At 73.2% G+C, this 24886-nt stretch carries 13 protein-coding genes; 7 read left to right on the forward strand and 6 right to left on the reverse strand.

The window, feature by feature from the left end; genetic code table 11:
- Nucleotides 1-173 precede the first annotated feature (173 nt).
- From ACZ4U4_RS18520 to galE, 3 genes are all read left to right on the forward strand, one after another.
- Nucleotides 174-3893: a bifunctional glycosyltransferase/CDP-glycerol:glycerophosphate glycerophosphotransferase gene (locus ACZ4U4_RS18520; protein WP_467875138.1), complete on the forward strand. Its 3720-nt coding sequence runs from the start codon at nucleotides 174-176 to the stop codon at nucleotides 3891-3893.
- A 276-nt stretch (nucleotides 3894-4169) separates the two neighbouring features.
- Nucleotides 4170-5810: a glycosyltransferase gene (locus tag ACZ4U4_RS18525; RefSeq protein ID WP_467875225.1), complete on the forward strand. Its 1641-nt coding sequence runs from the start codon at nucleotides 4170-4172 to the stop codon at nucleotides 5808-5810.
- A gap of 41 nt (nucleotides 5811-5851) precedes the next feature.
- A complete protein-coding gene (gene galE / locus ACZ4U4_RS18530; protein WP_467875140.1) occupies nucleotides 5852-6847 on the forward strand; it encodes a UDP-glucose 4-epimerase GalE in 996 nt (331 codons plus the stop codon).
- Between the two features lie 63 nt (nucleotides 6848-6910).
- On the opposite strand, the gene ACZ4U4_RS18535 is transcribed toward galE, so the two are convergent.
- Both ACZ4U4_RS18535 and ACZ4U4_RS18540 read right to left on the reverse strand, forming a co-directional pair.
- Entirely contained in the window at nucleotides 6911-8059 is a 1149-nt protein-coding gene (locus tag ACZ4U4_RS18535; protein ID WP_467875143.1) for a glycosyltransferase, read from the reverse strand.
- Nucleotides 8056-10938, reverse strand: coding sequence for a bifunctional glycosyltransferase/CDP-glycerol:glycerophosphate glycerophosphotransferase (locus ACZ4U4_RS18540; RefSeq protein ID WP_467875146.1), 2883 nt, complete (start codon nucleotides 10936-10938; stop codon nucleotides 8056-8058). The genes ACZ4U4_RS18535 and ACZ4U4_RS18540 overlap by 4 nt, the downstream gene beginning before the upstream one ends.
- A gap of 506 nt (nucleotides 10939-11444) precedes the next feature.
- Between ACZ4U4_RS18540 and ACZ4U4_RS18545 the strand changes: the two genes are divergently transcribed.
- Complete coding sequence (locus ACZ4U4_RS18545; protein WP_467875148.1) at nucleotides 11445-13748, forward strand: bifunctional glycosyltransferase/CDP-glycerol:glycerophosphate glycerophosphotransferase; 2304 nt, start codon at nucleotides 11445-11447, stop codon at nucleotides 13746-13748.
- Nucleotides 13749-13870: 122 nt separating this feature from the next.
- Here the strand turns inward: ACZ4U4_RS18545 and ACZ4U4_RS18550 are convergent, their stop codons facing one another.
- On the reverse strand, nucleotides 13871-14497 hold the full coding sequence (locus tag ACZ4U4_RS18550; protein WP_467875151.1) for a TetR/AcrR family transcriptional regulator: 627 nt from the start codon (nucleotides 14495-14497) through the stop codon (nucleotides 13871-13873).
- Between the two features lie 275 nt (nucleotides 14498-14772).
- Between ACZ4U4_RS18550 and ACZ4U4_RS18555 the strand changes: the two genes are divergently transcribed.
- Both ACZ4U4_RS18555 and ACZ4U4_RS18560 read left to right on the forward strand, forming a co-directional pair.
- Nucleotides 14773-15711, forward strand: a complete 939-nt coding sequence (locus tag ACZ4U4_RS18555; protein ID WP_467875154.1) for an ABC transporter permease — start codon at nucleotides 14773-14775, stop codon at nucleotides 15709-15711.
- A complete protein-coding gene (locus tag ACZ4U4_RS18560; RefSeq protein ID WP_467875157.1) occupies nucleotides 15668-16555 on the forward strand; it encodes an ABC transporter ATP-binding protein in 888 nt (295 codons plus the stop codon). Before ACZ4U4_RS18555 ends, ACZ4U4_RS18560 begins: the two co-directional genes overlap by 44 nt.
- 94 nt (nucleotides 16556-16649) lie before the next feature.
- Here the strand turns inward: ACZ4U4_RS18560 and ACZ4U4_RS18565 are convergent, their stop codons facing one another.
- From ACZ4U4_RS18565 to ACZ4U4_RS18575, 3 genes are all read right to left on the reverse strand, one after another.
- Nucleotides 16650-21656, reverse strand: a complete 5007-nt coding sequence (locus ACZ4U4_RS18565) for an NAD-glutamate dehydrogenase (protein ID WP_467875160.1) — start codon at nucleotides 21654-21656, stop codon at nucleotides 16650-16652.
- Between the two features lie 583 nt (nucleotides 21657-22239).
- Nucleotides 22240-22902, reverse strand: a complete 663-nt coding sequence (locus ACZ4U4_RS18570; RefSeq protein ID WP_467875163.1) for an HAD family hydrolase — start codon at nucleotides 22900-22902, stop codon at nucleotides 22240-22242.
- Between the two features lie 233 nt (nucleotides 22903-23135).
- Nucleotides 23136-23630, reverse strand: coding sequence for a DUF6912 family protein (locus ACZ4U4_RS18575; RefSeq protein ID WP_467875228.1), 495 nt, complete (start codon nucleotides 23628-23630; stop codon nucleotides 23136-23138).
- A gap of 690 nt (nucleotides 23631-24320) precedes the next feature.
- On the opposite strand from ACZ4U4_RS18575, the gene ACZ4U4_RS18580 reads away from it, so the two are divergent.
- Nucleotides 24321-24752, forward strand: coding sequence for an Rv3235 family protein (locus tag ACZ4U4_RS18580; RefSeq protein WP_467875166.1), 432 nt, complete (start codon nucleotides 24321-24323; stop codon nucleotides 24750-24752).
- Nucleotides 24753-24886 lie beyond the last annotated feature (134 nt).

Raw genomic sequence — 24886 nt, forward strand, 5'->3', positions numbered from 1 at the left:
CCGGGCGAGGGCCCGTCCCCTCACCCTTTCAGCGCAGATGTGGTGACCGGGGCGGCGCCGGGTGAGTTGTCCACCTCAGTACCCCGCCCCGGTTCCGGCGCGAGGGTTCCGGTGCCGGACCGCCCGGTTCCGGGCCGCCCGGGTTCCCCGTTCGGAAAGGCTTGGTCGCGCGCATGAAGCCACGGCTCACCGTCGTCGTCCCGGTGCACCGCACCGCAGGGCCCCTGCGGCACACCGAGGAGTGCCTGGAGTCGATCGCGGCGCAGACCCCGGCCACGCTCGACGTGGTGATGGTGGACAGCGCGCCCGAACCGGACGGGCCGGGGGCCGAGCTGGCCCGCCGGTTCACCGCCCGCGATCCGCGCTTCCGGCTGGTCCGCGCCGCCGGGGCGGGCCCCGGTGCAGCCCGTAACGCGGGCGCCCGGCACGCCTACCCGGACACGCCGTACCTCGCCTTCCCCGGGCCGGACGATCTCCTGCTGCCGCGCGCGTACGAGGAGCTGCCCGCGCTGCTCGACGCGTCCGGCGCGGATCTGGCGACCGGCGGCGTCCGGCTGCTCGGGGCGGACGGGCGGCCCGCGGCGCGGCAACCGGCCGACCGGACCGGCGCGACACGTACCCACATCGCCGAGGACCGGACGCTGCTGTCCGACACGACCGCGGCCAACAAGGTCTTCCGGCGCACCTTCTGGGACCGGCACCACCTCGCCTTCCCGGAGGGCGGCAGCTGCGACGACGCGGTGGTGACGGTGCCCGCGCACTTCCTCGCCGACGCCGTCGACGTACTGCGCGCCCCCGTCGTCCGGCTGCGGACGCCCGGCGCCGGGGACCGGCCGCCACCGGACGCGCGGACGGTCGCCGAGCGGTTCGCGGCGCTCGAGCGGATCGGGGAGTTCCTGGCCGATCCGGCGCGCACCCGCGGGGTGTCCTGCCGCGCGGAGTACGACCGGGCGCAGCTCACCGAGGGTCTTGACGACCTCCTCGGGGCGCTGCCCGCCGCCGCACCGGAGGTCCGCACCGCGTTCCTGGAGCACGCCCGCGCCCACCTCTCCCGGGTCGATCCGCGGCTGCTGGCGTCGCTCCCGGTGGAGCGACGGATGCTCTGGTACCTCGTACGGGCCGGGCGGCCGGAGGAGTTGCTGCGGCTGCTGGCGTACCGGCGGCGGCACGAGGCGGCGTTCCTGGTGACCGGGGTGCCGCTGCGCCGCCGGGCCGCGCTGCCGCTGGACCCGCCGCTGCGGCTGCCGTCCGCCGTCACCCGGCTGGGCCGCGACGACTTCCCCGTACGGGCACACGTCCAGGAGGCGGTCTGGCGCGAAGGGCTGCTGTTCCTGCGGGGCTATGCGTACATCCGCAACCTCGGCGCGCCGCACCGGCACAGCTATCTGGGCACGCTGGTGCTGGCGCAGGGGCGGCGGCGGATCGTGCTGCCGCTGCGGCCGGTGGAGTCGGCCGCGGCGACCGCCGAATCCGGTCAGGGGCTGCACTGTTACGACTGGTCGGGGTTCGAGGTGGTGCTCGATCCGCGGCGGCTGCGGCGGCTCGGCCGCCGGCCGGACGGCGACTGGCGGGTCACCGTCACCCGCACCGCGGCGGGCATCGTGCGCACCTCCGGGCTGCGCCCGCCGGAGTCCGGCTCCGGCACCTCGCCGCGCACCCACGACACCGGGCAGGGCGTCCGGATCACGCCCCGGTACGTGGACGGGCTGCTGCGGCTGACGGTGGAGCCGATCGGCTACCGGCTGACCGCCCGGGAGGCGGCCGGCGGCGCCCTCGCCCTGACGGTCGCCGCCCCGCCCGGCGCCGCCGCCCCCACCGCCCTGCGGCTGACCGACACGGAGACCGGCACGGTGGTGTCGTTCCCGACCCGGCCACCGGGGCCGGAGGCCACGCCGGAGGCCGTACCGGACCGCACGGAGGAGGAGGCCGAGGGAGGCGCGAGGGAGGGCGCGGACGCGCCGGAGACCGCTGCCCCGCAGGACCGGGCCGCGGACGCCGCCGACGCACCGGACACATCCACCCCGGACCCGCAGACCACGGACCCCGCCCCTGCCCCCGCTCCCCCGCCCCCCTGGAAGCCCCGCCGCCCCGCCGCCGGGCACACCGTGCGGATCCTCCCGGACGCGGTGGCCGCCGCCCAGCCCGTACCGGACGACGGCGCGGGCGGTGCGCCCGGGAACGCGGCGTACGCGCCCGGCCTCTCCGCCACCTGGGCCGTGAGCCTGGTCCTGCCCGGCGGGGCGACCGCGCCCGTCGCCTGTTCGCCGACGCTGACGCCGCTGGCGCTGCCGCCGGTGGGCGGCCGGGAGCTGGTCTGCGCGGGCAGCGCCGCCGGGCATCTGGTGGTGCACGACCGCCTCCCGCAGCCGTACGCGGACCGCGTCGTGTGGCGGATCGACGGGACGCTGCTGCTGGCCGGGGTGTTGCCCGCGGCGGCGCCGCCCGCCACCGAGCTGGTCATCGCCCACACCGCGCACGCCGCGGAGTGGGCCTTCCCCACCACCCACCACGGCGAGCGGTTCCACTGCGCGCTGCCGCTGGCCGCGCTGCCCTCGCCCGGCGGACCGCTGCCGCTGCCCGCCGGGCGCTGGGCGCTGCGGCTGCGGGCGGCGGGCACCGACGCCCCGGACGTGCCGGTCCGCTTCGCGCCGTCCGTCCTCGACGGGCTGCCCGCCTCCCGCGCGGTCCGCGGCAAGCCCTTCACCCTCGACCGGTGCGACCACGACGAGGCATTCCTCACCACCGGGGCGACGCTGCCGGTCACCGACCGGGGACCGTACCGGCGGCGGGTGCTGCGCGAGACGCACTACCCGCTGCACCGCGGCCGTCCGCTGCGCGACGCGATCCTCTACAGCAGCTTCGGCGGCCGCGCCTACGGCGACTCGCCGCGCGCCGTCCACGAGGAGCTGGTCCGCCGCGGGATGGGCGCGGAGCACCTGTGGGCGGTGCGCGACGGGCAGACCGCCGTGCCGGACACCGCGCGCGCCGTGGTCGTGGGCAGTGCCGAGTGGCACGGCGCGCTGGCGCACAGCAGCTGGGTGATCGCCAACACCCAGCTGCCGGGCTTCTTCCGCCGCCGTCAGGGCCAGCTCGTCGTCCAGACCTGGCACGGCACCCCGCTGCGGCGGATCGGCGCGGAGGTGCACGGCGTCCACGGGCCGGTCCGCCCGGAGGCGGCCCGGCAGTGGAGCGTGCTGCTGTCGCCCAACGCGCACAGCACGCCCGTCCTGCGCGAGGCGCTCGGCTTCCCCGGCGAGCCGCTGGAGAGCGGGCTGCCGCGCACCGACGCGTTCTTCGCCCCGGACCGGGCGGAGCGCGCCGCGGCGGTCCGCGCCCGGCTCGGCGTCGACGACGGCCGCACCGTCGTCCTCTACGCCCCGGCCGTCCGCGGCCACCTCGCCTACGACCGCCACCACCACCGGCTCCCTCTGCCGCTGGACCTGGACGCGGCCCGGCGGGCGCTCGGCGACGACCACGCGCTGCTGGTCCGCGGGCATCCGCTGGTCGCCGACCGGCTCCCGGCCCGCCATGCGCCGTTCGCGATCGACGTCACCGCGTACCCGGACGCCACCGAGCTGCTGCTCGCCGCGGACGTGCTGGTCACCGACTACTCCTCGCTCGCCGTCGACTTCGCGAACACCGGCCGCCCGATGCTGTTCCTCACCCCCGACCTGCCGTACTACCGCGACACGCTGCGCGGCTTCACCGTCGACTTCGAGGCGGTGGCGCCGGGCCCGCAGCTCGGCTCCACCGGTGAGCTGATCGACGCGCTGCGCGATCTGGACGCGGTCGCCCGGGCGGGCGCGGAGGCGTACCGGCGGTTCCGGGAGACGTTCTGCCACCGCGACGACGGGGCGGCCGCGACGCGCGCCGCGGACCTGCTGCTGCGGTGAGCGGGGGTGTCCGGCGGCGGTCGGGACGGTGGAGGTTCGGCGGACACCGGCATCGAACGGCGGGCCCGTCGTTACACCGGTGTACGGGCCCTCCGCCCGCGCCAAGCAGCCGCCAACACCGGATGTCCCGTCCGTTAACGGACGGCAATGACCCGTAAAAGCACGACAGCGGGCGCAACCGCGCGACGAGAATCCCCCTCTGAAGCAGCGACAGAGGAGACCGGAGGCCGCTCGCGCACAGAGATGCCGTCGACACGGAATGTAGATGTAGTGACTGTGAAAGAAGCCCTTGAGCCGTCGCCGGGGCCCACCCTCACTCCGGCAGCGCAGATCAGCATCGTCGTCATCGCCTACAACGACGTCACCCACGTCGCCGAGGCCGTGCGCTCCGCGCTGGCCCAGGAGACGGGCGGCGCCGCCGTCGAGGTGATCGCGGTGGACGACGCCTCCACCGACGGCACCGGCGCCGCCCTGGACGCCCTGGCCCGGGAGCACCCGCGGCTGCGGGTGCTGCACCGCGCGGAGAACAGCGGCGGCTGCGGCACCCCCCGCAACGACGGGCTGCGCACCGCCACCGGCCGCTTCGTGATGTTCCTGGACAGCGACGACGTGCTGCCGCCGGGCGCCGCCCCGGCGCTGCTGCGCGCCGCGCTCGCCGAGGACGCCCCGGTGGCCTCCGGCGCCTGCGTCCGCCGGGAGCTGCCGGCCCGCCGCGACGTGCCCTGGCAGCCGGCGCTCTACCGCGACCGCGCCGTGCACACCGCGCCGGGCGCCAGCCCCCAGCTGGTGCGCGACACGCTCTGCGTCAACAAGCTCTACGACCGGGCCTTCCTCGCCGAGCACGCCATCGTCTTCCCCGAGGGCCGCTTCACGTACGAGGACTTCGTCTTCACCGCGCGGGTCCTGGCGGCCGCGCCGCGGCTGGTGACGATCCCGGACAGCGTCTACATCTGGCACGTCCGCCGCGCCGCCGCCCGCCAGTCGATCTCCCTGGACCGCAAGGCCGTCACCAACTGGCAGGCGCGCATCGACGCGCACCGCGACAGCGTGGCGATCCTCCGCGACGCCGGCCGCGGCGAGCTGGCGCGGGCCGCGCGGACCAAGTTCCTCGACCACGACCTGCGGATGTACCTCCGCGAGCTGCACACCCGCGACGCGGCCTACCGCACGCAGTGGTGGCGGCTGACCCGCGCCTACCTGGCGGACTTCGACGAGGCCGAGCTGCTGGCGGCGCGGGCGCCCGCGCGCTGGCTGGCCCGGGTGGTGCAGGCCGCGCCGGAGCCCCCGGCCGAGCTGGACCGGCTGACGCAGCTGGCGGCGCGCCCCGGCCGGCTGCTGCCGCCGTACGCCCGGGACGACGCGGGCCGCCCGGTGTGGTCGCCGGAGCTGGCCCAGGTCGAGCTGGACGCGCTCGACTCCAAGCCCACCCACCGGCTGCCGGTGACCATCGACGCGGAGCCGGTCGTCGGCCGCCGCAGTGTGCTGCGGCTGCGGGTGCACGAGATGTACGGGCGGCTGGCCGCCGCCGGTCCGGTCTCCGTGGACGTGGAGTGGCGGCGGCGCGCCGACGACCGGCGCGGTCCGATGCAGACCGCGGCGCTGACGGCGGGGGCGGACGGGATCTGGACGGCCGAGGTGGCGGTGGATCTGGCGGCGCTCACCGACCGCGGGCAGGCCGCGGACGCCGGGCCGGTGGCCTGGGATCTGATGGCGCAGGTGCACTGCGCCGACGGCTCCGGCTTCCGCGCCTCGCTGCGCGCGGTCGGCCCGGGGCTGCGCCGCCGGGTGCTGCCCAGCCGCCGCCACGCCGTGCTGCTGGTGCAGCCGTACGCGACGACCGGCGGGGCGCTGGCGCTGCGGGTCGCGGGCGGGGTACGCAGTGTGTGGCGGATCGCGGCGGCCCGGCTGCGCCGCTGAATTGCCCCGATCTCTCCCCTACCAACCCTAGGATTGGCGCCATGACTTACTTGATCACGGGCGGTGCCGGGTACATCGGCGCCCACGTCGTACGGGCCCTGCGGCAGGCCGGGGAGGCCGCCGGGCGGCCTCGGGTGGTCGTGCTGGACGACCTGACGACGGGGGTCGCCGCCCGGCTCCCCGAGGACGTGCCGCTGGTCGTCGGCTCGACCCTGGACCGGGCGCTGCTGGATCGCACCATCGCCGAGCACGGGGTGACGGATGTGGTGCACCTGGCGGCGAAGAAGCAGGTCGGCGAGTCGGTGGAGATGCCGCTGCACTACTACCGCGAGAACGTCCACGGCCTCCAGACGCTGCTGGAGGCGATGGCCGCCGGCGGCGTGGGCCGGCTCGTGTTCTCCTCGTCCGCCGCGGTGTACGGCATGCCGGACGTCGACCTCGTCACCGAGGACACGCCGTGCGTGCCGATGAACCCGTACGGCGAGACGAAGCTCGTCGGGGAGTGGATGGTCCGGGCGGCGGGCACGGCGCACGGCATCAGCACGGCGTGTCTGCGGTACTTCAACGTCGCGGGCGCGGCCACCCCGGAGCTGGCCGACACCGGCGTCTTCAACATCGTGCCGATGGTCTTCGAGAAGCTCACCGAGGGCGCCGCGCCGCGGATCTTCGGTGACGACTACCCGACGCCGGACGGCACCTGCATCCGCGACTACATCCATGTCGCGGACCTCGCCGACGCCCATGTGGTGGCCGCGCAGAAGCTGGCCGAGCACGGTCCGGTGCGGGATCTGACGCTCAACATCGGCCGCGGTGAGGGCGTGTCGGTGCGCGAGATGGTCGATCTGATCACCGAGGTGACCGGGCACACCGGTGTCACCGCCGAGGTGACGCCGCGGCGGCCCGGCGACCCGGCGCGGGTGGTCGCCGCCGCCGACCGGATCGCCGCCGAGCTGGACTGGAAGGCACACCACGACGTCCGCGAGATGATCACGTCGGCGTGGGCCGGGTGGCAGCACCACCACCCCGAGGCCCGCTGAGCGACAGCAGCAGGCGCCCCGCACCGGAATCCGGTGCGGGGCGCCTTCGTCGTACCGGCCCGCTCAGCGCTCCAGGAAGGCGAAGAGCTCTTCCCAGCGGCGGGTGATGCGGTCGGTGGAGTAGCGCTGGACGTTCTCCCGGGCGGCGGTGCCGAGCCGGTCGCGCAGCTCCTGGTCGGTCAGGAGAGTCTCCAGATGGGCGGCGAGTTCGTTGATGTTGCCGGGCCGGGCCAGCAGCCCGTCCTCGCCGTCGCTGACGATCTCGTGGACGCCGGGCGCGCAGTCGAACGCCACACACGGCACCGCCGCGGCCATCGCCTCCATCAGCGACAGCGGGAAGCCCTCGGCGCGTGAGGACTGGGCGAAGACGGAGGCGCCGCGCAGCACCTCCGGGACGTCGTCGGTGCGGCCCATGAACTCCACCGACCGCTCCAGGCCCAGCGCCTCCCGCTGCTTGAGGAGCAGTTCCTCGTCCTCGCCGGAGCCGTAGATCCGCAGCAGCCAGTCCGGGTGGCGGGGGGCGACCAGCGCCCAGGTGTCGAGGAGCAGGTCGACGCCCTTCTCGTCGGAGAGCCGTCCGATGGAGGCGACGACCTTCTCCGTACGGGCCGAGGGGACCTCCGGCATGACCGGCAGCGGGTTCGGCATGAAGCCGGCGTTGTCCATACCGGCGCGGATCCACAGGTCGGCGTCCTCGCGGGTGAGGGCGAGGAGCCGGTCGACGCTCTCGTAGTAGCGCTTGACGCGGGCGAAGCGGGAGGAGGCGCGGCAGGCGGTGAACGACTCGTGGCTCATGCCGATCACCGGCATCCCGGCGGTGTCGGCGAGCGTCACCCACTCCATGGCCCACACCTGGGTGCAGATGACGACGCCGCCGGGGCGGGCGGTGGCGAAGCGGGCGGAGAGCCGGTCGGCGGCCTCCCGCATCCCGGCGTCCCGCACCGCGCGGCGGCGCCGCTCGGCGAGGTTGAGCTTGCCCTTCACACCGCGCGCCGGGCCGGCCTTCGGCGGGTGCTCGGTGTAGAGGGTTTCGGTGGGGTAGGGCAGTTCGCCCAGGTCGGCGCGGAGTTCCGGGGCCGCCGGGACGATGCCGATGATGTGCGGCCGGTGGCCGCGCTCGGCGAAGAGCCGGGCCATCTGGTGGGTCCAGGTGGTCACCCCGCCCATCTCGTCGGTGTTGTTGCAGACGAAGTAGATGTCGCGGCCGGTCACTTGGCGTCTCCTTCGCGCTCCGCGGTGCGGAAGAACTGGTCGACGACGCGGCGGGCCGCGTCCCCCCGGTCGTACTCGCCGTAGGCGGCGGTGAACCGCTGCCGGGCCTCGCGGTGTTCGGCGTCCGCCGACTTGAGGTGGTCGAGGGCGTCGAAGAGGGCGTCCTCGGTCTCGACGAACGGGCCGGGTGCGGTGGCCTTGAGGTCGAAGTAGGTGCCGCGGGCCTCGTTGGCGTACTCGTCGTAGTCGTGGGCGTAGAAGACCATCGGCCGGTCGAGGAGGGCGTAGTCGAACATCACCGAGGAGTAGTCGGTGATGAGGCCGTCGGCCAGCTCCATCAGCGGGGTGATGTCGTGGTGGTCGGTGACGTCGATGACGGTGCCGCGGACGGACGGCGGCAGCACCACGTGGTTGAGGTAGTGCGAGCGGATCAGCAGGACGTGGCGGTCGCCGAAGCGGGACGCGAACTCGTCGACGTCGAAGGGCAGCTCGAAGCCCTTGACCTTGCCGTTCGCGGCGGCGCGGAAGGTCGGTGCGTAGAGCAGGACCGTCTTGTCGGCGGGGATGCCGAGTTCGGCGGCGAGCGGGCCGCGGGTGCGGGTGCCGGACGCCTCCTCGGCGCGGCGGGCGGCGACCAGCGCGTCGTTGCGCGGGTAGCCGGTGCGCAGCAGCACCTCGGGGCGGAGCCGGAAGGCGCGGGCGAGGGTGCGCTCGTCGTGCTCGGAGCGGATCAGGAAGTGGTCGAAGCGGTCGAGGACCTCCTGGTAGGCGTCCTTCGCGGCGCGCGGCTGGAGCCGCAGCCGGGGCTCGTCGAAGCCCATCCGCTTGAGCGCGGAGCCGTGCCAGGTCTGGATGTAGGTGGTCTCGGGGCGCTTGGTGAGCTTGAGCGGGTAGCCCTGGTTGTCGATCCAGAACTCCGCCTGGGCCAGCGCCCGCAGGTACTGCCAGCTCCAGCGCTTGACGAGGGTGGCGTCCTCGGGGAAGCCGTCGGGCTTCTTCCCGGCGTAGCTCCACACCGCCTCGAACGCGATGCCCTGGCGGCGCATCTCCTCGTAGATGGCGCGGGGGCTGTCGCTGTACTGCTTGCCGAGGTGGCTCTCGAAGACGACGAGGCCCTTGCGGAGCGGGAGCTTGCGGAACACCTCGTGGTAGACGCGGAGCTTGGTCTCGCCGGAGTTCAGTTCGCGCTTGGCCTTACGGGCCTTGCGGATACCGGTCTTGGCGAGGGCGGCGGCGGGGCTGCGCAGCGCCTCGCCGAGCAGCTTCTGCGTCCCGCGGCTGGCGCGGCTCTCGGCGCGCAGCACGAAGGTGAGGTGGCCGCGCTTGGAGGAGGCGGGCTCGACGCGGTCGGAGACCAGGCGGGTCAGCCGGGGGCGGACGCGCAGCGCGTGCGCCGCGTCGAGGTCGACGCCGCCGACGGTCAGCCGGGTGCGGGTCAGCTCGCCGTCGGCGTCCAGGATCAGCCGGACGTCCCAGACCGCGTCGATCACGCCGAGCGGGCGCAGCTTGCGGGCGAGGTCCAGCTCCGCGTCCCAGACGATCCGGTCGCCGTCGAGCCGCAGGGTGCGCAGCGGGAAGGAGAAGGTCTGCAGGCTGCGGCGGCGGGCCTTCAGCTCGATACGGCCGCGCAGCGGGGTGGCCGGGGTGACCGCGCCGAGCGGGTTGACGACCGCGCCGGACAGCTCGACGGTGCCGCGGCCGTCGTCGGTGTAGCCGGTGAGCTGGTTGCGGAGGAAGAGCTTGCCGAGCGGGCGGGTGTGGTACCCGGCGTCGGTGACGTCGAGGACGCGGCGGCCCTCGGGGTCGTCGAGGTGGCGGTCGGTCCAGTAGACCCGGCCGTCGCGTTCGGTGAGCGGGGTGGAGAGCTTGTCGCGGTTGATGAGGGTGTCGACCGCGGGCATCAGCGCCGGCCAGTCCTCCTTGCCGAGGAGGTAGGCGCAGATGGCCTGTATCGGCTGGACGCGCTCGTACGCCTCGGGGGCGATCCCGGCGAGGTAGCCGTTGGCCATCTCGGCGAATTCGCGGCGGTAGCCCTCGTCGAGCAGCGGCAGGTCCCGCAGGTGCAGCACGAGGTCGTGCTTGAGGAATTTGACGTCCTTGTGGAACTTCAGGTCGTCCAGGCCCTCGGCGGCGAGGAGTTCGTCGACGCGCCGGTGGATTTCCATGCGGTGCGCGAAGTTGGCGATTTCATGGCGCCGGTTGCTGATCGATTTCGTGGCCGCCTTCTCGAAGACGTTCCAGAAGTAGACGTGATTGGGGATCAGCGTGATGCGGCGGGCGGCGACGTACGCCTGCGCGGAGAAGAGCAGGTCCTCGTAGTGGATGCCGACGGGGAATTCGAGTCCGGCCTCGCGGAGGAATTCCCGGCGGTAGCACTTGTTGGTCGACAGGGTGTCGAAGACCAGCAGGTCGGGGAGTTCGGAGATCGATTCGAGGGTGCGGGTGCGGTCGTAGAGCCACGGGTACCACTCGACGGTCTTCTTGGTGCGGGTGTCGGCGTGGACCCGCACACACATGCCGGAGACCAGGTCGGCGCCGGTGCGCTCGGCGGCGTCGAGCATGTTGCGGCAGGCGTTGGGCTCCAGGACGTCGTCGCTGTCGAGGAACATCACGTAGTCGCCGTGGGCGTGGGCGACGCCGTGGTTGCGCGGGGCGCCGCAGCCGCCGCTGTTCTCCGGCAGCTGGAGCGCGCGGACCTTGCCGGGGTGGGCGGCGGCCAGCTCCTGCGCGACGGCGAACGATCTGTCCGTGCTGCAGTCGTCGACGATGACCACTTCGACACCGTGCAGCGTCTGGTCCACGGCGGACCGGACGGCGGTCGGCAGTCGTTCTGCGTCGTTGTAGACGATCACGACTACGGAGACGTCAGGCACGGGCACCCCTATCCTCTGTGTTCCTTGCCGTACGAGCCATCAAAACTACCGCGCCGGACCGCTCGCGCCGTGGCTTACGGGACGGGCAACGGCGGTAATTCCTACGGTTATTCGTGCGCCGGACCACCCGTCCGTGGCATGCATCTCGGGCGGGTCGCCCCACGGCGGCCGCGCCCGGCGGGCGGACCGCCGCGCGCTCCGGACGGCCGGGCGGCTCCTCTGTGTAGAGGTGCGCCGCACCGGTCCGGTTCCGCCGCCCACCGTGAGGTGGCCCACGCGCGCGGGTACCCGTACGCGTGCAGGCGGGGCGTTCGCAGACTACGGACGGTGGTGGCACGAAACTGGCGACATGCCCGTTCTTGACCCGATATGTAATGAGGGCCACAGAACTTTCCGGTAACGGGTGGCAACCCTTTCCGGTGAACTCCAGTCATACAACTGGCGCAGATATGCCTTCCGTAGGGATTTTTCCCGCCCGTCCGCGCTCGTTCGTCACGAGGAGTAGCCGTCACATGTCCGAGGCAGTAACCGGTTCCGCACCCCGCTTCAGCGTCATCGTGCCCGTGTACAAGGTCCAGGGTTACCTGCGGGAGTGCCTGGACTCGGTGCTGTCGCAGGACTACACCGACTTCGAGGTGATCGCGGTCGACGACCGCTCACCCGACGGCTGCGGCGCGATCCTGGACGAGTACGCGGCGCGCGATCCGCGGGTGCGGGCCGTGCACCACACGGAGAACGGCGGTATCGGCCAGGCCCGCAACACCGGCGTGGAGCGGGCGCGCGGCGACTACCTGCTCTTCCTCGACAGCGACGACACCTACGCACCCGGCTCGCTCCAGGCGATGGCCGACCGCCTCAAGGAGACCTCGGACCCGGAGATCCTCCTCTTCGACCACGTCCGTACGTACTGGTGGGACAAGGTCCAGCCGAGCGCGAGCGGGGAGCTGCTGGCCCAGACGGGCACGGAGACCTTCCGCCCGGCCGACCGGCTGGAGTTCCTCAACCTCTTCGCGGTCGTCTGGAACCGCGCCTTCCGCCGCGACTTCTTCACCGGCAACGGCTTCGCCTTCACCGACGGCGTCTACGAGGACGCGCTCATGGTCTACACGACCATGCTGACCGCCGAGACCGCCGGCTGCCTGGACCAGGTCTGTGTGGAGTACCGCCAGCGCCGCCAGGGCAACTCCATGAAGACGCCGGGCCGCACCCACTTCACGATCTTCGCGCAGTACCGCCGGCTCTTCGCCTTCCTCGACACCCGCCCGGACCTCGACCGCGTCCGCCCGCTGATGTTCGAGCGGATGGTGAGCCACTTCCTCTTCACCTTCGCCCGCGAGAACCGCGTCACCCCGGCCGACCGCCCGGAGTTCTTCCACCGCGCCGCCGCGATGTACCGCAAGCTGGAGCCCGCCGGTTTCGTGGTGCCGCCCGGCATCGACGGCGCGAAGTACCACGCGCTGCGGCGCGGCTCGTACCAGGCGTTCCAGGCGCTGAAGCTGGTCAACGGCGCGCGCATCGCCGGGCGCGACCGGCTGCGCAAGGCCCGCCGCACCGTGGGCAAGCAGGCTTTCCACCGCTTCTACCAGCTCCAGCTGCGCCGCCCGGTCGACGAGAACCTCGCGGTCTACTCCGCGTACTGGAACCGCACGCCCGCCTGCAACCCGCTCGCCATTTACGAGAAGGCGAAGGAGCTGGCGCCGCAGGTGCACGGCGTCTGGGTGATCCGTAAGGGCATGGAGGACACCGTCCCCGCCGGGGTGGACTTCGTGGTCGCGAACTCCCCGCGCTACTGGGAGGTGATGGCCCGCGCCAAGTACCTGGTCAACAACGTCAACTTCGCCGGGGAGATCGTCAAGCGCCCCGAGCAGGTCCACCTCCAGACCCACCACGGCACGCCGCTCAAGCGGATGGGCATCGACCAGCAGAAGTACCCGGCCGCCGCCAAGGGCATGAGCATGCGCAAGCTCCTGGAGCGCGCCGACCGCTGGGACCTCTCCCTCACCTCCAACCAGCACTCCGCCGAGCAGTGGGAGCGGGTCTACCCGTGCGCCTTCCGCTCGCTCGACGCCGGCTACCCGCGCAACGACGTCTTCTACCGCGCCACCGCCGAGGACGTCCTCGCGATCCGCGAGCGCCTGGGCATCGCCCCCGGCCGCACCGCCGTCCTCTACGCGCCGACGGTCCGCGACTACCAGGCCGGTTACGTCCCGCGGATGGACCTGGAGCGCATCACCCGCGAGCTGGGCGAGGATGTCGTCCTGCTGGTGCGCACCCACTACTTCTACGGTGCGGACCCGCGCCTGGCGGAGCTCCAGGAGCGCGGCGCGCTGATCGACGTCTCCACGTACCCGGTCGTCGAGGACCTCTGCCTGGCCGCCGACGCGCTGATCACGGACTACTCGTCGATCATGTTCGACTACGCCAACCTCGACCGGCCGATCGTCACCTACGCCGACGACTGGGACGTCTACGTCCGCTCCCGCGGTGTCACCTTCGACCTGCTGTCCGGTGAGCCGGGCGAGACGCCCGGCGTGATCGCCACCAACGAGGACGAGCTGATCGACGCGTTCCGCAGCGGCCGCTGGGACGGCGCGGAGGCCACCGCGCTGCGCGCCGCCTTCCGCGCCCGCTTCTGCCAGTGGGACGACGGCCACGCCGCGGAGCGCGTGGTGCGCGCGCTCTTCCTGGGCCAGGAGGCGACGCCGGCGCCGCTGCCGCTCGCCGCGCGCACGGTGGCGCCGTCGCCGCGGGAGGCGGCCGCGGCGATATCGGGGGCGGGCGAGATCTCCGCCGACGACGTGGAACTGGCCGGCTGAGCTTCGCCGGGCCCGCCGGGCGGGCCCGGCCCGTTACCTGCGGCGTCGCGTGACCGGCTTCCGGTCCGCGGCGCCGCGGCGCTTTTCCGGGCGACCGCGCAGGCGCCGCCCCCACCCCGCCGCTACCGCCCGCCGCCCAGCGCCCCCGTCACCGCGTCCGCCAGCTCGTCCAGATAGCCGTCGGGCAGTTCGTCGCGGGCGACCACCAGCCGCCAGTACAGCGGCCCCGTCATCAGGTCCAGCGCCAGCCGGCCGTCGGCGTCCGCGGGCAGTTCGCCGCGCTCGACCGCGCGGGCCACCATCGCCGCCGCCATGCCCTCCTGGCTGTCGTGGAGCGCGGCCTTCAGCGCGTCCGCCAGCTCCGGGCTGCGCGCCGCCTCGGCCAGCAGGTCCGGGATGATCTGCGAGGCCATCGGGTGGCGCAGCGCCCGCGCGGCCACCTCCAGGAGCATCCGCACATCGCCGCGGAGGGTGCCCGTGTCGGGCGTCGGCAGCCCCTCGGCGGCCAGCGCCGAGACCACGTCCAGCACCAGATGGAGCTTGGAGCGCCAGCGCCGGTAGACGGCCGTCTTGCCGACCCCGGCCCGCCGCGCGATGCCCTCGATCGACATCCGGGCGAACCCCACCGCGGCCAGCTCCGCGAAGACCGCGGCCCGGATCGCCGCGGTCTTGTCCTCCCGCAGCACGGCCGCCCCGGCCGGGGCCCGGCGTGCCGTCGCGGACGCGTTCTCGCTCCCGTTCTTTGCCATGGCTTGAGCATAGCGTCACGACGCTACGGTTGCGTCTCGACGTCGCCTCGTCCTACTCTCGCTCCGACGTCACGACGAAACGGTCCCGTTCCGACGCAGGCGCCGCACCCTGCCGTACGCCGACCCCGTACGGCACCCGGCCCCTCCGGCCCCGGACCTCCCGAGCCACCCGACCCTCCCCGCCGTCCGCCCGCGCATCTCGCGCCCGGACCCCGTCGCCCCTCGGTGCGCACCGGACCCGCTCCGCGCCCGTCGGCCCGTACGAAAGCGGCCCCATGCCCCAGACTCTCGCTCCCCCCGCACCGCCCGGACCGGACACCGCCCGGCTCCCCGGCCCCGGCGCCACGCCCGATCCGCAGCTGCGCGAGCTGGCCGCGCGCCACGGGCTGACGCTCAGCGGCGCCCGCCCGGCCCTGCCGGAGTACACCCGCCGGCTCTGGGCCCGGCGCCACTTCATCGGAACCTTCGCCACCGCCCGGCTCACCGCGCTCTACACCACCGCGCGCCTGGGCCAGCTCTGGCAGGTGATGACGCCGCTGTTCAACGCCGGGGTCTACTACCTGATCTTCAGCATGCTGCTCCACACGGACCGCGGCATCCCGGACTTCATCCCGTTCCTGTGCACCGGCATCTTCGTCTTCACCTTCACCCAGTCCACCGTGCTCGCCGGAACCCGCGCGGTCTCCGGCAGCCTCGGCCTGGTCCGCGCCCTGCACTTCCCGCGCGCCTGCCTGCCGATCGCGTACACCCTGATCCAGCTCCAGCAGCTGATCTTCTCGATGGGGGTGCTCGCCGCCATCGTGCTGCTCTGCGGGGTGCCGCTGACCTGGCACTGGCTGCTGATGATCCCGGCGCTGCTGCTCCAGTCCGTCTTCAACGCCGGGCTCGCGATGATCATGGCCAGGATCGGCGCCCGCACCACCGACACCGCCCAGCTCATGCCGTTCATCCTGCGCACCTGGATGTACGTCTCGGGCGTCTTCTACAACCTCTCGGTCTTCACCCAGCACGCCCCGGCCTTCGTCGCGGCGGCCCTGAACGCCAACCCCGCACTGATCTACATCGACCTGATGCGGTACGCCCTGATCGACTCCGTCCGCGCCTCCGCGCTGCCCGCCCACGTCTGGCCGATGGCCCTGGGCTGGGCGCTGCTCTCCGGCGCCGTCGGCTATGTCTTCTTCTGGAAGGCGGAGGAGGAGTACGGCCGTGGCTGACACCACCACGTTCGCGGAACACACCGGAACCACCACCGGCGCGGCCGCACCGGCCCCCGGCGCCCCCGCCGACACGCACGGCGGACACGGCGACCGCGTCCCCACCGTCATCGCCGACGACGTCCACATCGTCTACAAGGTCCACGGCGCCGGCGGCGGCCGCGGCAACGCCGTCTCCGCGCTGCGCCGGATCGTCCGCCGCACCACCACCGCCGGGACCCGCGAGGTGCACGCCGTCCGCGGTGTCACCTTCACCGCGCACAAGGGCGAGGCGATCGGCCTCATCGGCTCCAACGGCTCCGGGAAGTCCACGCTGCTGCGGGCCATCGCCGGGCTGCTGCCGCCCGCCGCCGGGCGCGTCTACACCGACGGCCAGCCCTCGCTGCTCGGCGTCAACGCGGCGATGATGAACGACCTGACCGGCGAGAAGAACGTCATCCTCGGCGGCCTCGCCATGGGCATGAGCCGCGAGGAGGTCCGCGCGCGCTACCAGGGCATCGTCGACTTCTCCGGCATCAACGAGAAGGGCGACTTCATCTCCCTGCCGATGCGGACGTACTCCTCCGGTATGGCCGCCCGGCTGCGGTTCTCCATCGCCGCCGCCAAGAACCACGACGTGCTGATGATCGACGAGGCGCTGGCCACCGGCGACCGCGCCTTCCAGAAGCGCTCCGAGGCCCGCATCCGCGAACTGCGCGAGGAGGCCGGCACCGTCTTCCTCGTCAGCCACAACAACAAGTCGATCCGCGACACCTGCGACCGCGTCCTCTGGCTGGAGAAGGGCGAACTCGTCATGGACGGCCCGACCGAAGAGGTCGTCTCGGCGTACGAGGCGCACCGATAGCGGACTTCACGGGAACGGCCGACGGCCCCGGAGCGCGATGCTCCGGGGCCGTCGCCGTGCGCGCGGGGCCGGGCCCGCACGCGTCAGCCGGGGATCAGCTGTGCGTCCGCATCAGGGTGCGCATCGTCCGCATCGCGACCGAGAGGTTCGCCAGGTCGAAGCCCTCCGAGCCGTGGATCTCTTCCAAGGTCGCGCGGGCACGGCCCAGGATCGCGGCGTTCTTCTCCTCCCACGCCGAGAACCGCTGCTCCGGCGTGGCGGAGGCGTCGCCCTCCCCCAGCACGTCCGAGGTGAGCGCGGCGTGCGCGGCGAACAGGTCCTCACGGATCGACGCCCGCGCCATCGACTGCCAGCGGTCGTCACGCGGCAGCTCCAGGATCCGGTCCAGGAGCTGGTTGATCCGCAGCCGGTCGCCCAGGTCGTAGTAGACCTCGGCGACGGCCAGCGGCTCCTTGCCGGTGCGGTCGGCGACGGCGACGATGTCCAGCGCCGGGAAGGCCGCCGAGAAGCCGGACACCTGGACGGCCAGCGCCTCCGGCACGCCCGCCTCGGTCAGCTCCGTGAGGTTCGCCTCGTACCAGTCGCGGGCGCCGCCCTGGAGCAGCTTCGGCAGCTGCTCCCAGACCGCGGCGACCCGGTCGCGGAAGAAGTCGATGGTCTCGGAGAGCGCCAGCGGCTGCGGGCGGTTGTTGAGCAGCCAGCGGGTGCCGCGCTCGACGAGCCGCCGGCTGTGCAGCCGGATCCGGGTCTGGACGGCGGCCGCGACGCGGTTGTCCAGCGCCTCGACGTCGTCCCACACCTGGTTGAGCCGGAAGATCGCCCGGGCCGCGGTGTGCGCCCGCACCACCTCTTCCAGCGAGGCGCCGGTCTCCTCCCGCATCCGGTGCAGGAAGCTCGTACCACCGGTGTTGACGGTGTCGTTGACCATCACCGTGGTGACGATCTCGCGGCGCAGCGCGTGGCCCTCGATCTGCTCGGCGAACTTCTTGTGCAGCGCGGACGGGAAGTACGCGTTGAGCAGGTGCTGGAGGTACGGGTCGTCCGGCAGCCCGGTCCGGATCAGCGCATCGGCCACCGTGATCTTGGTGTACGCGAGCAGGACCGCGGTCTCCGGCTGGGTCAGACCCCGGCCGGCGCTCAGCCGCTCGCGGATCTGCCGGTCGGTGGGGAGGAACTCCAGCGCCCGGTCGAGGTGACCGTCGCGCACCAGACGGCGCAGGAAGCGCTGCTGGGCGTGGATCATGGAGCCGGACTGCGCCTGGGCCAGCGCCAGCGCGGTGTTCTGCGCGTAGTTGTTGCGCAGCACCAGCGCGCCGACCTCGTCGGTCATCGCGGCGAGCAGCTTGTTGCGCTGCTTGACCGTCATGTCGCCGTTGGCCACGACCGCGTTGAGCAGGATCTTGATGTTCACCTCGTGGTCGGAGGTGTCCACACCGGCGCTGTTGTCGATCGCGTCGGTGTTGATCTTCCCGCCGTTGGTGGCGAACTCGATCCGGCCCAGCTGCGTCAGACCGAGGTTGCCGCCCTCGCCGACCACCTTGGCGCGCAGCTCGTCGCCGTTGACGCGGATCGCGTCGTTCGACTTGTCGCCGACATCGGCGTGCGACTCGGCCGAGGACTTGACGTACGTGCCGATGCCGCCGTTCCAGACCAGGTCCACCGGCGCCTTGAGGATGGCCTTCATCAGCTCGGCGGGCGTCATCTTCTTGACGCCGGCCTCCAGCCCGAGCGCCGCGCGGACGTGCGCGTTGATCGGGATGGACTTCGCCGTCCGCGGGTGGACGCCGCCGCCCTGCGACAGCAGCTCGGTGTTGTAGTCGGCCCAGGACGACCGCGGCAGCTCGAACAGGCGGCGGCGCTCGGCGTACGAGGTGGCCGCGTCCGGCTTCGGGTCGAGGAAGATGTGCCGGTGGTCGAAGGCGGCGACCAGGCGGATGTGCTCGCTGAGCAGCATGCCGTTGCCGAACACGTCACCGGACATGTCGCCGACGCCGACGGTGGTGAAGTCCTGGGTCTGGGTGTCGTGGCCCAGCTCCCGGAAGTGGCGCTTGACCGACTCCCAGGCACCGCGGGCGGTGATGCCCATGCCCTTGTGGTCGTAGCCCGCGCTGCCGCCGGACGCGAAGGCGTCGCCCAGCCAGTAGCCGTACGACTCGGCGACCTCGTTGGCGATGTCGGAGAAGGTCGCGGTGCCCTTGTCGGCGGCGACGACCAGGTAGGTGTCGTCATCGTCGTGGCGGACGACATTCTGCGGGTGCACGACCTCGCCACCGACGAGGTTGTCGGTGATGTCGAGCAGACCGGAGATGAAGGTGCGGTAGCAGGCGACGCCCTCGGCGAGCCAGGCGTCCCGGCCCTGCGACGGGTCCGGCAGCTGCTTGCCGACGAAACCGCCCTTGGAGCCGACCGGCACGATGACGGTGTTCTTGACCATCTGCGCCTTGACCAGGCCGAGGATCTCCGTACGGAAGTCCTCCCGCCGGTCCGACCAGCGCAGACCACCGCGCGCCACCTTGCCGAAGCGCAGGTGCACACCCTCGACCTTCGGCGAGTACACCCAGATCTCGAACGCCGGGCGGGGCGCCGGGAGGTCCGGGATCGCCTGCGGGTCCAGCTTCATCGAGAGGTACGGGTGCGGGCGGCCCGCGTCGTCGCGCTGGTAGTGGTTGGTGCGCAGCGTGGCCTTGATGACGGTGAGGAACGAGCGCAGGATGCGGTCCTCGTCCAGCGAGGCGACCTGGTCGAGCGCGCCGTCCAGCTCCTCCAGCAGACCGTCGATCAGCTCCGTGCCGGCGCGCTGCCGCTCCGGCGAGAGCCGCGCCTCGAAGAGCGAGACCAGCAGCCGGGTGGTGTGGACGTTGTTGGCGAGCGTGTCCTCCATGTACGTCTGGCTGAAGGTCGACCCGGCCTGCCGCAGGTACTTCGCGTAGGCCCGCAGCACCATCGCCTGACGCCAGTCGAGACCGGCGCGGAGCACCAGCTCGTTGAAGCCGTCGCTCTCGGCGGCGCCGGTCCACACCGCGGTGAAGGCGTCCTGGAACCGCTCGCGGGAATCGTCGCCGTTGACCTTCTCCGGCATCCGCAGACCGAAGTCGTAGACCCAGGCCAGGGTGGAGTCGGAGCAGGGCAGCTCGTAGGGGCGCTCGTCGACGACCTCCACGCCCAGGCGGTTCAGGCCCGGCAGCACCTTGGAGAGCGAGACCGGCTCACCGGTGCGGTAGATCTTGAAGCGGCGCTCGTTGGGCGCGGCGCCGACCGGCTGGTAGAGGCTGACCGCGAAGTCCTTGCTCTCGTCGGCGGCGAGCTTCTCCAGGTGCTGGATGTCGGCGACGGCGCTGCGCGGGGAGTTGTCGGCCTTGTAGCCCTCGGGGAAGGCGTGGCCGTAGCGGCGCAGCAGCTCGGCGGCGCGCTCCTCGCCGACCTCGGCGGTCAGCGCCTCGGCGAAGCCGTCGGCCCACGAGCGGGCGGCCTCGACCAGGCGCGCCTCGATGCGGTCCACATCGGCATCGGTCAGGTCCGGCAGCGTGGCACCGGGCTCGACGCGGACGACGAAGTGCAGCCGGGAGAGGATCGACTCGGTGTTCCAGGCGGTGAAGTCGACGCTGGTGCCGCCCAGCTCCTCCTTGAGGATGTCGATCAGCCGCAGCCGGACGCCGGTGGTGTAGCGGTCGCGCGGGAGGTAGACCAGCGCGGAGTAGTAGCGGCCGTACTCGTCCTGGCGGAGGTAGAGCCGCAGACGGCGGCGCTCCTGGAGGTAGAGGACGCTGGTGGCGATGGAACGCAGCTGGTCGACGGGGGTCTGGAACAGCTCGTCGCGCGGGTAGGTCTCCAGGATCTGGAGCAGGTCACGGCCGTCGTGGCTGTTGGGCGTGAAGCCGGCGGCCTCCAGCACCTCGGCGACCTTGCGGCGGATCACCGGCACCCGGCGCACCGACTCGGTGTACGCCGCCGACGAGAACAGGCCGAGGAAGCGGCGCTCGCCGATGACATTGCCGTCCTTGTCGAACCGCTTGACGCCGACGTAGTCGAGGTAGGACGGGCGGTGGACGGTGGCGCGGCTGTTGGCCTTGGTGAGGATGAGCAGCTTGTGCTCACGGGCCTTGGCGCGGGCGTCGGCCGGCAGGCGGTTAAAGGACGGGGAGACGGGGTGACCGTCGTCCTCGGCGTGCACCGGGTCGGCGCGCAGGATGCCGAGGCCGGTGCCGGGCACGGCGGAGAGGACGTCCTCCTCGGCGTCGCCCTCGCCGGGGGCGGTGATCAGCTCGTACTCGCGGTAGCCGAGGAAGGTGAAGTGGTCGGCGGCGAGCCAGCGCAGCAGCTCGCGGGCCTCCTCGATCTCCAGGTCGCGCAGGTCGTCGGCGGTCGGCTCGGACGGCAGCTCGTCGGCCATCCGCAGCGCGGCGCCGCGCATCTTCTCCCAGTCCTCGACGGCCTCGCGGACGTCGGAGAGCACCCGGAGGAGGTCCGCGGTGATCTGCTTGAGGTCCTCGCGGTCGGTCTCGCGGTCCATCTCGACGTGGATCCACGACTCGGTGACCGCGTCGTGCGGCAGCTCCGGCTCGGCGGCGGCCTTGGCCTTGGCGGTCCGGCCCTTGCCCTTGACCGCGGGCTTCGCGGCGGGCTCGGCGGCGCCCTTGGCCTCGCCGGAGTCCAGGACCTCCAGGAGCTTGCCGGTGACGTCGCGGCGGACGGTGACCTGCGGGTGGATCACCAGGTGGATGCCGCGGCCCTGACGGGAGAGCTCGTTGGTGACCGAGTCGACGAGGAAGGGCATGTCGTCGGTGACCACCTCGACGACGGAGTGGCTGGAGGTCCAGCCGTTCTCCTCGACGGTCGGGGTGTGCACGCGGACGTTGGCGGTGCCCTGCGGGCGGTTCTCGGCGAGGCGGAAGTGCGAGATCGCGGCGCCGAACACGTCCACCGGGTCCCGGTCCACGAGGTCCTCGGTGGCGGTGTGCAGGTAGTAGCGCTGGAGATAACCCGTGAGGGTCTCCTGGTCGAGACCTCTGACCGGCTTCTTGCTCCCGGCCGGGCTGCTTTCAACGACCCGGGCCGCCCGTTCGAGCAGCTCGGTCTTGGCTTCATCCAGCTTGTTCTGCATGTCCTCTGGCTCCTGTCGCGCGCCGTTGCGTGACGTCGTGGAAGAACTCCGTGGATGCTGCACAACGCCGCGGTGACGCGGGGTGTCCTGTCGCTGCCGACGCTATGCCGCGCTGAGCGCGGGCCTGGGCGCGGTCGAAGACGGCTGACGTAGTCGTCACGCGCTCGTGGCCGCAGAGACCAGCGGCCGCCCGGTCACGTATGTGTCCCGGGCGCAGGGCGGGGACCTCGATGCCCCCGCGAGTTATCGCGCTGATCACGGTGCAAGGCTATCGCTCTTCGCTTCGGTACCGTCATCGGCCTTACACGTCCAAATCTCTCCCCCGAACTTAGACCTTCTGGACAACGGGCTACCGGCGGGTTTGTGCGTGGGGACGGCGCCGGGAGCGATCCGGCTCGGGGCGTCAGGGGCGGGCGCCGCGGGGTGAGCGGCGCGGGCGCGCCGGGGCACGGGCGCGCCGGAGGACGGGGTGTGGGCGGCACGGGCGCGCCGGAACCCGAGGCGCGGGCGCCGGGCCTCGCGCCCCGGGCCGAGCCGCAGGGCCGGGGCCCGCTGATCAGGGCCGCTCGTCACCGCCCCCGGCTCACGCCGCCAGGTTTCCGGCCACCTCGACCGCCTCGGCGAGGGTGTCGACGATCGGGACGCCCGCCGCCCGCAGCCGGTCGCGGCTGTGCGAGCCGCCGGTGTAGAGCACCGCCCGCGCCCCCGCGTGGCGGGCCGCCACCGCGTCGTCCACCGCGTCCCCGATCACGACCGTACGGCCCGGGTCCACCGACTCCAGCGCGGCGAGGTGGCGCACCATGTCCTCACTCTTGCCGCCGCCGGAGGGCCCCTTGCGGCCGTCCACCCGCAGGAAGTGCGGCTCGATGCCGAAGCCCCGGACCAGGGGTATCAGCTCGTCGTGGCCGAACATGCTCAGGATCGACTGGCTGCCGCCGGCCTCCCGCCACCCTGCCAGCAGCGTGTCCGCACCGTCGGTCAGCCCGCACCGGCCGTGCCGGTCGGAGTAGTGGCGGTGGAACGCCTCGTCCATCACCAGCCACTCGGCGTCCGTCGGCATCCGGCCCATCAGGTGCTCGTAGAACAGCGGCACGGGTACGCGGTACAGCTCGCGGTAGCGCTCCAGCGTGATCGGCTCCATGCCGACCTCGGCGAATGCCGCGTTGGTCGCCCCGATCACGGCGTCGATGTCGTGGAACAGCGTGCCGTTCCAGTCCCACACGAGATGCGTCGCGCGCTCGCTCATTCCAGCCCCCTGTCCGCTCCACCGCCCTGCGCCGGGCACACGAAAAACCGTACCCGGCCCCACTGACAACACCCCCGCCCCGGCATCCGGATCCCGGGGCACACGCCGGGCGCGACGCCTCACGCCCGGGGCGCGGACCCGGGCGCCCCGGCTCGGGACAGCCGTACGACGTCCGCCGCCCCGCGCCCGCATGCAAAGAAACCGCCCGTACGGCCGCGCCCGCCGCCGTCGTCTCAGCCGAGCAGGCCCGGGATCTCCTGGACGCCGAACCACATCAGATCGTGGTCCTCCGCGCCCTCGACCGTCCGCAGCGCGGCCTCGTCGCCCCCGTCGGCGGCGGCGAGCGCGGTCGCGGCGGCCGTGACGGCCTGCTCCGCGTCGGACGCGTCCACATGGACCGCGGCCGCCTTCTTCATCGGGACCGGGCCGGTCACCCGCACCGCGGCGGGATCCTCCGCGCCGCCGGACGCGGCCGCCACCGAGGCGTCCGGCACGTCCACCGCGACCACGACCCGCCGCCGGGCGGCGTCCGGCCGCGCGGCGAGCTGCCGCAGCGACGCCTGGGCCGCGTAGCCCAGGGCGGTGTACTCCAGCTCCTCGATGTCGTCGGAGAGCCACTCGCGCAGCGCCGGGGTGACGGCGTACGCGTCCAGCGGGCCGGGGCCCAGCTCCCCCTTGCCGTGTACCTCGGCGAGCCCGGGAAGGGTCAGGGGGACGTAGACGCGCATGACAGCCGCTTTCACTCAATTCACGCAATTTCATCGAGCCCGGAGAGGTACCCGGCGCCCGGCAGGGCGCCAGCCAGCATACGGGCGCGCGTCCCCTTTCGAGGGGCGCCCCCACGGCCCGGACGACGCCGTTCCGGTGCTCCGGGACCCGCTTCCCGCGGCCTGTTCACGCGCCCGCCACCCGGAACGGTGAACTTTCCGGCGGCCCCGCCGCGGCGAGCGGCGCGTTGCCCGCGGCCCGGTCCATCGGTAGAAGAGCCCCACCGAAGCTACTGCCCGGTAACGGACCGGGCCCGGCAGAACGGGGGCGACCGCATGACCGGCACCACGACCACCCTCCCGACCCGCACCACCCCGCCCACGGAGCCCGCCCCGCCCGGCTCCCCCGCCGACGGCTTAGCCCCCGTCCCGCGGTCCCGCCGGGCGCCGCAGCCCCGCACACCTTCCGCCACCCCGGCCTCCGGCCCCGCCACCACCGCCGCCCAGGCACCGGCCACCGCAGCGCCCACCCCCGGCGGCGCCCCGCCCCGCTCCCCGGCAGACCGCAGGCCCACGGGGAGCGCCGGAGGCCGCCCGGGCCCCGGCCCCCGGGGACGCGCGGGCTCCCGGCCGACCGGCCGCGCGGGCTCGGGCCCCGTAGGCCGCGCGGGCGCGAGGCCCGCCGCCGGACGTACCTTCCCCGGGCGCTCCGTGAGCGCCGCGGCCGCGGTCAGCAGGCGGACGGCGGGTGGTGCCGCGCTGCCGTCGCCCGGCGCACAGCGGCGTGCCCAGGAGCGTCGGCCGGATCAGTGGTTCGCCCGGCAGCTGCTGCTCACGCTCACCGGCGAGCTGCCCGTCCACGCCCTCCTCGGCCATGCGCTGCCCGCCGCCTACGACCGGCTGATCGAACTGGCACCGCTCGCCCCGCTACGGGGCACGTGGCCGCACGACGTGCCGACCCTGCGGGGGTGCGGACAGCGCCAGCCGTGCGACGGCGTCATCGAGGCGTACGCCCGGATCGCCCACGGCGAGCGGCTGCGTGCCCTCGCCTTCCGGCTGGAGCTGGGCGCCGACGCCCGCTGGCGCTGCGCCGCCCTGGACATCGGCCCGGCCCCGGACGACTCGGGCACCGGCCCGCACTGATCGGGCCACCCGCCACGGCCGGACCTCGACGGAGACGCCATGCCCGGACGCACCCCCGCCGTACCCGCCACGGCGGTACGCCACGGGCGCCCGCACCCGGCGCACACCCGTACCCGGAAGGCGTCCGGTGCGCA

Source organism: Streptomyces sp. NPDC029159 (assembly GCF_055564055.1).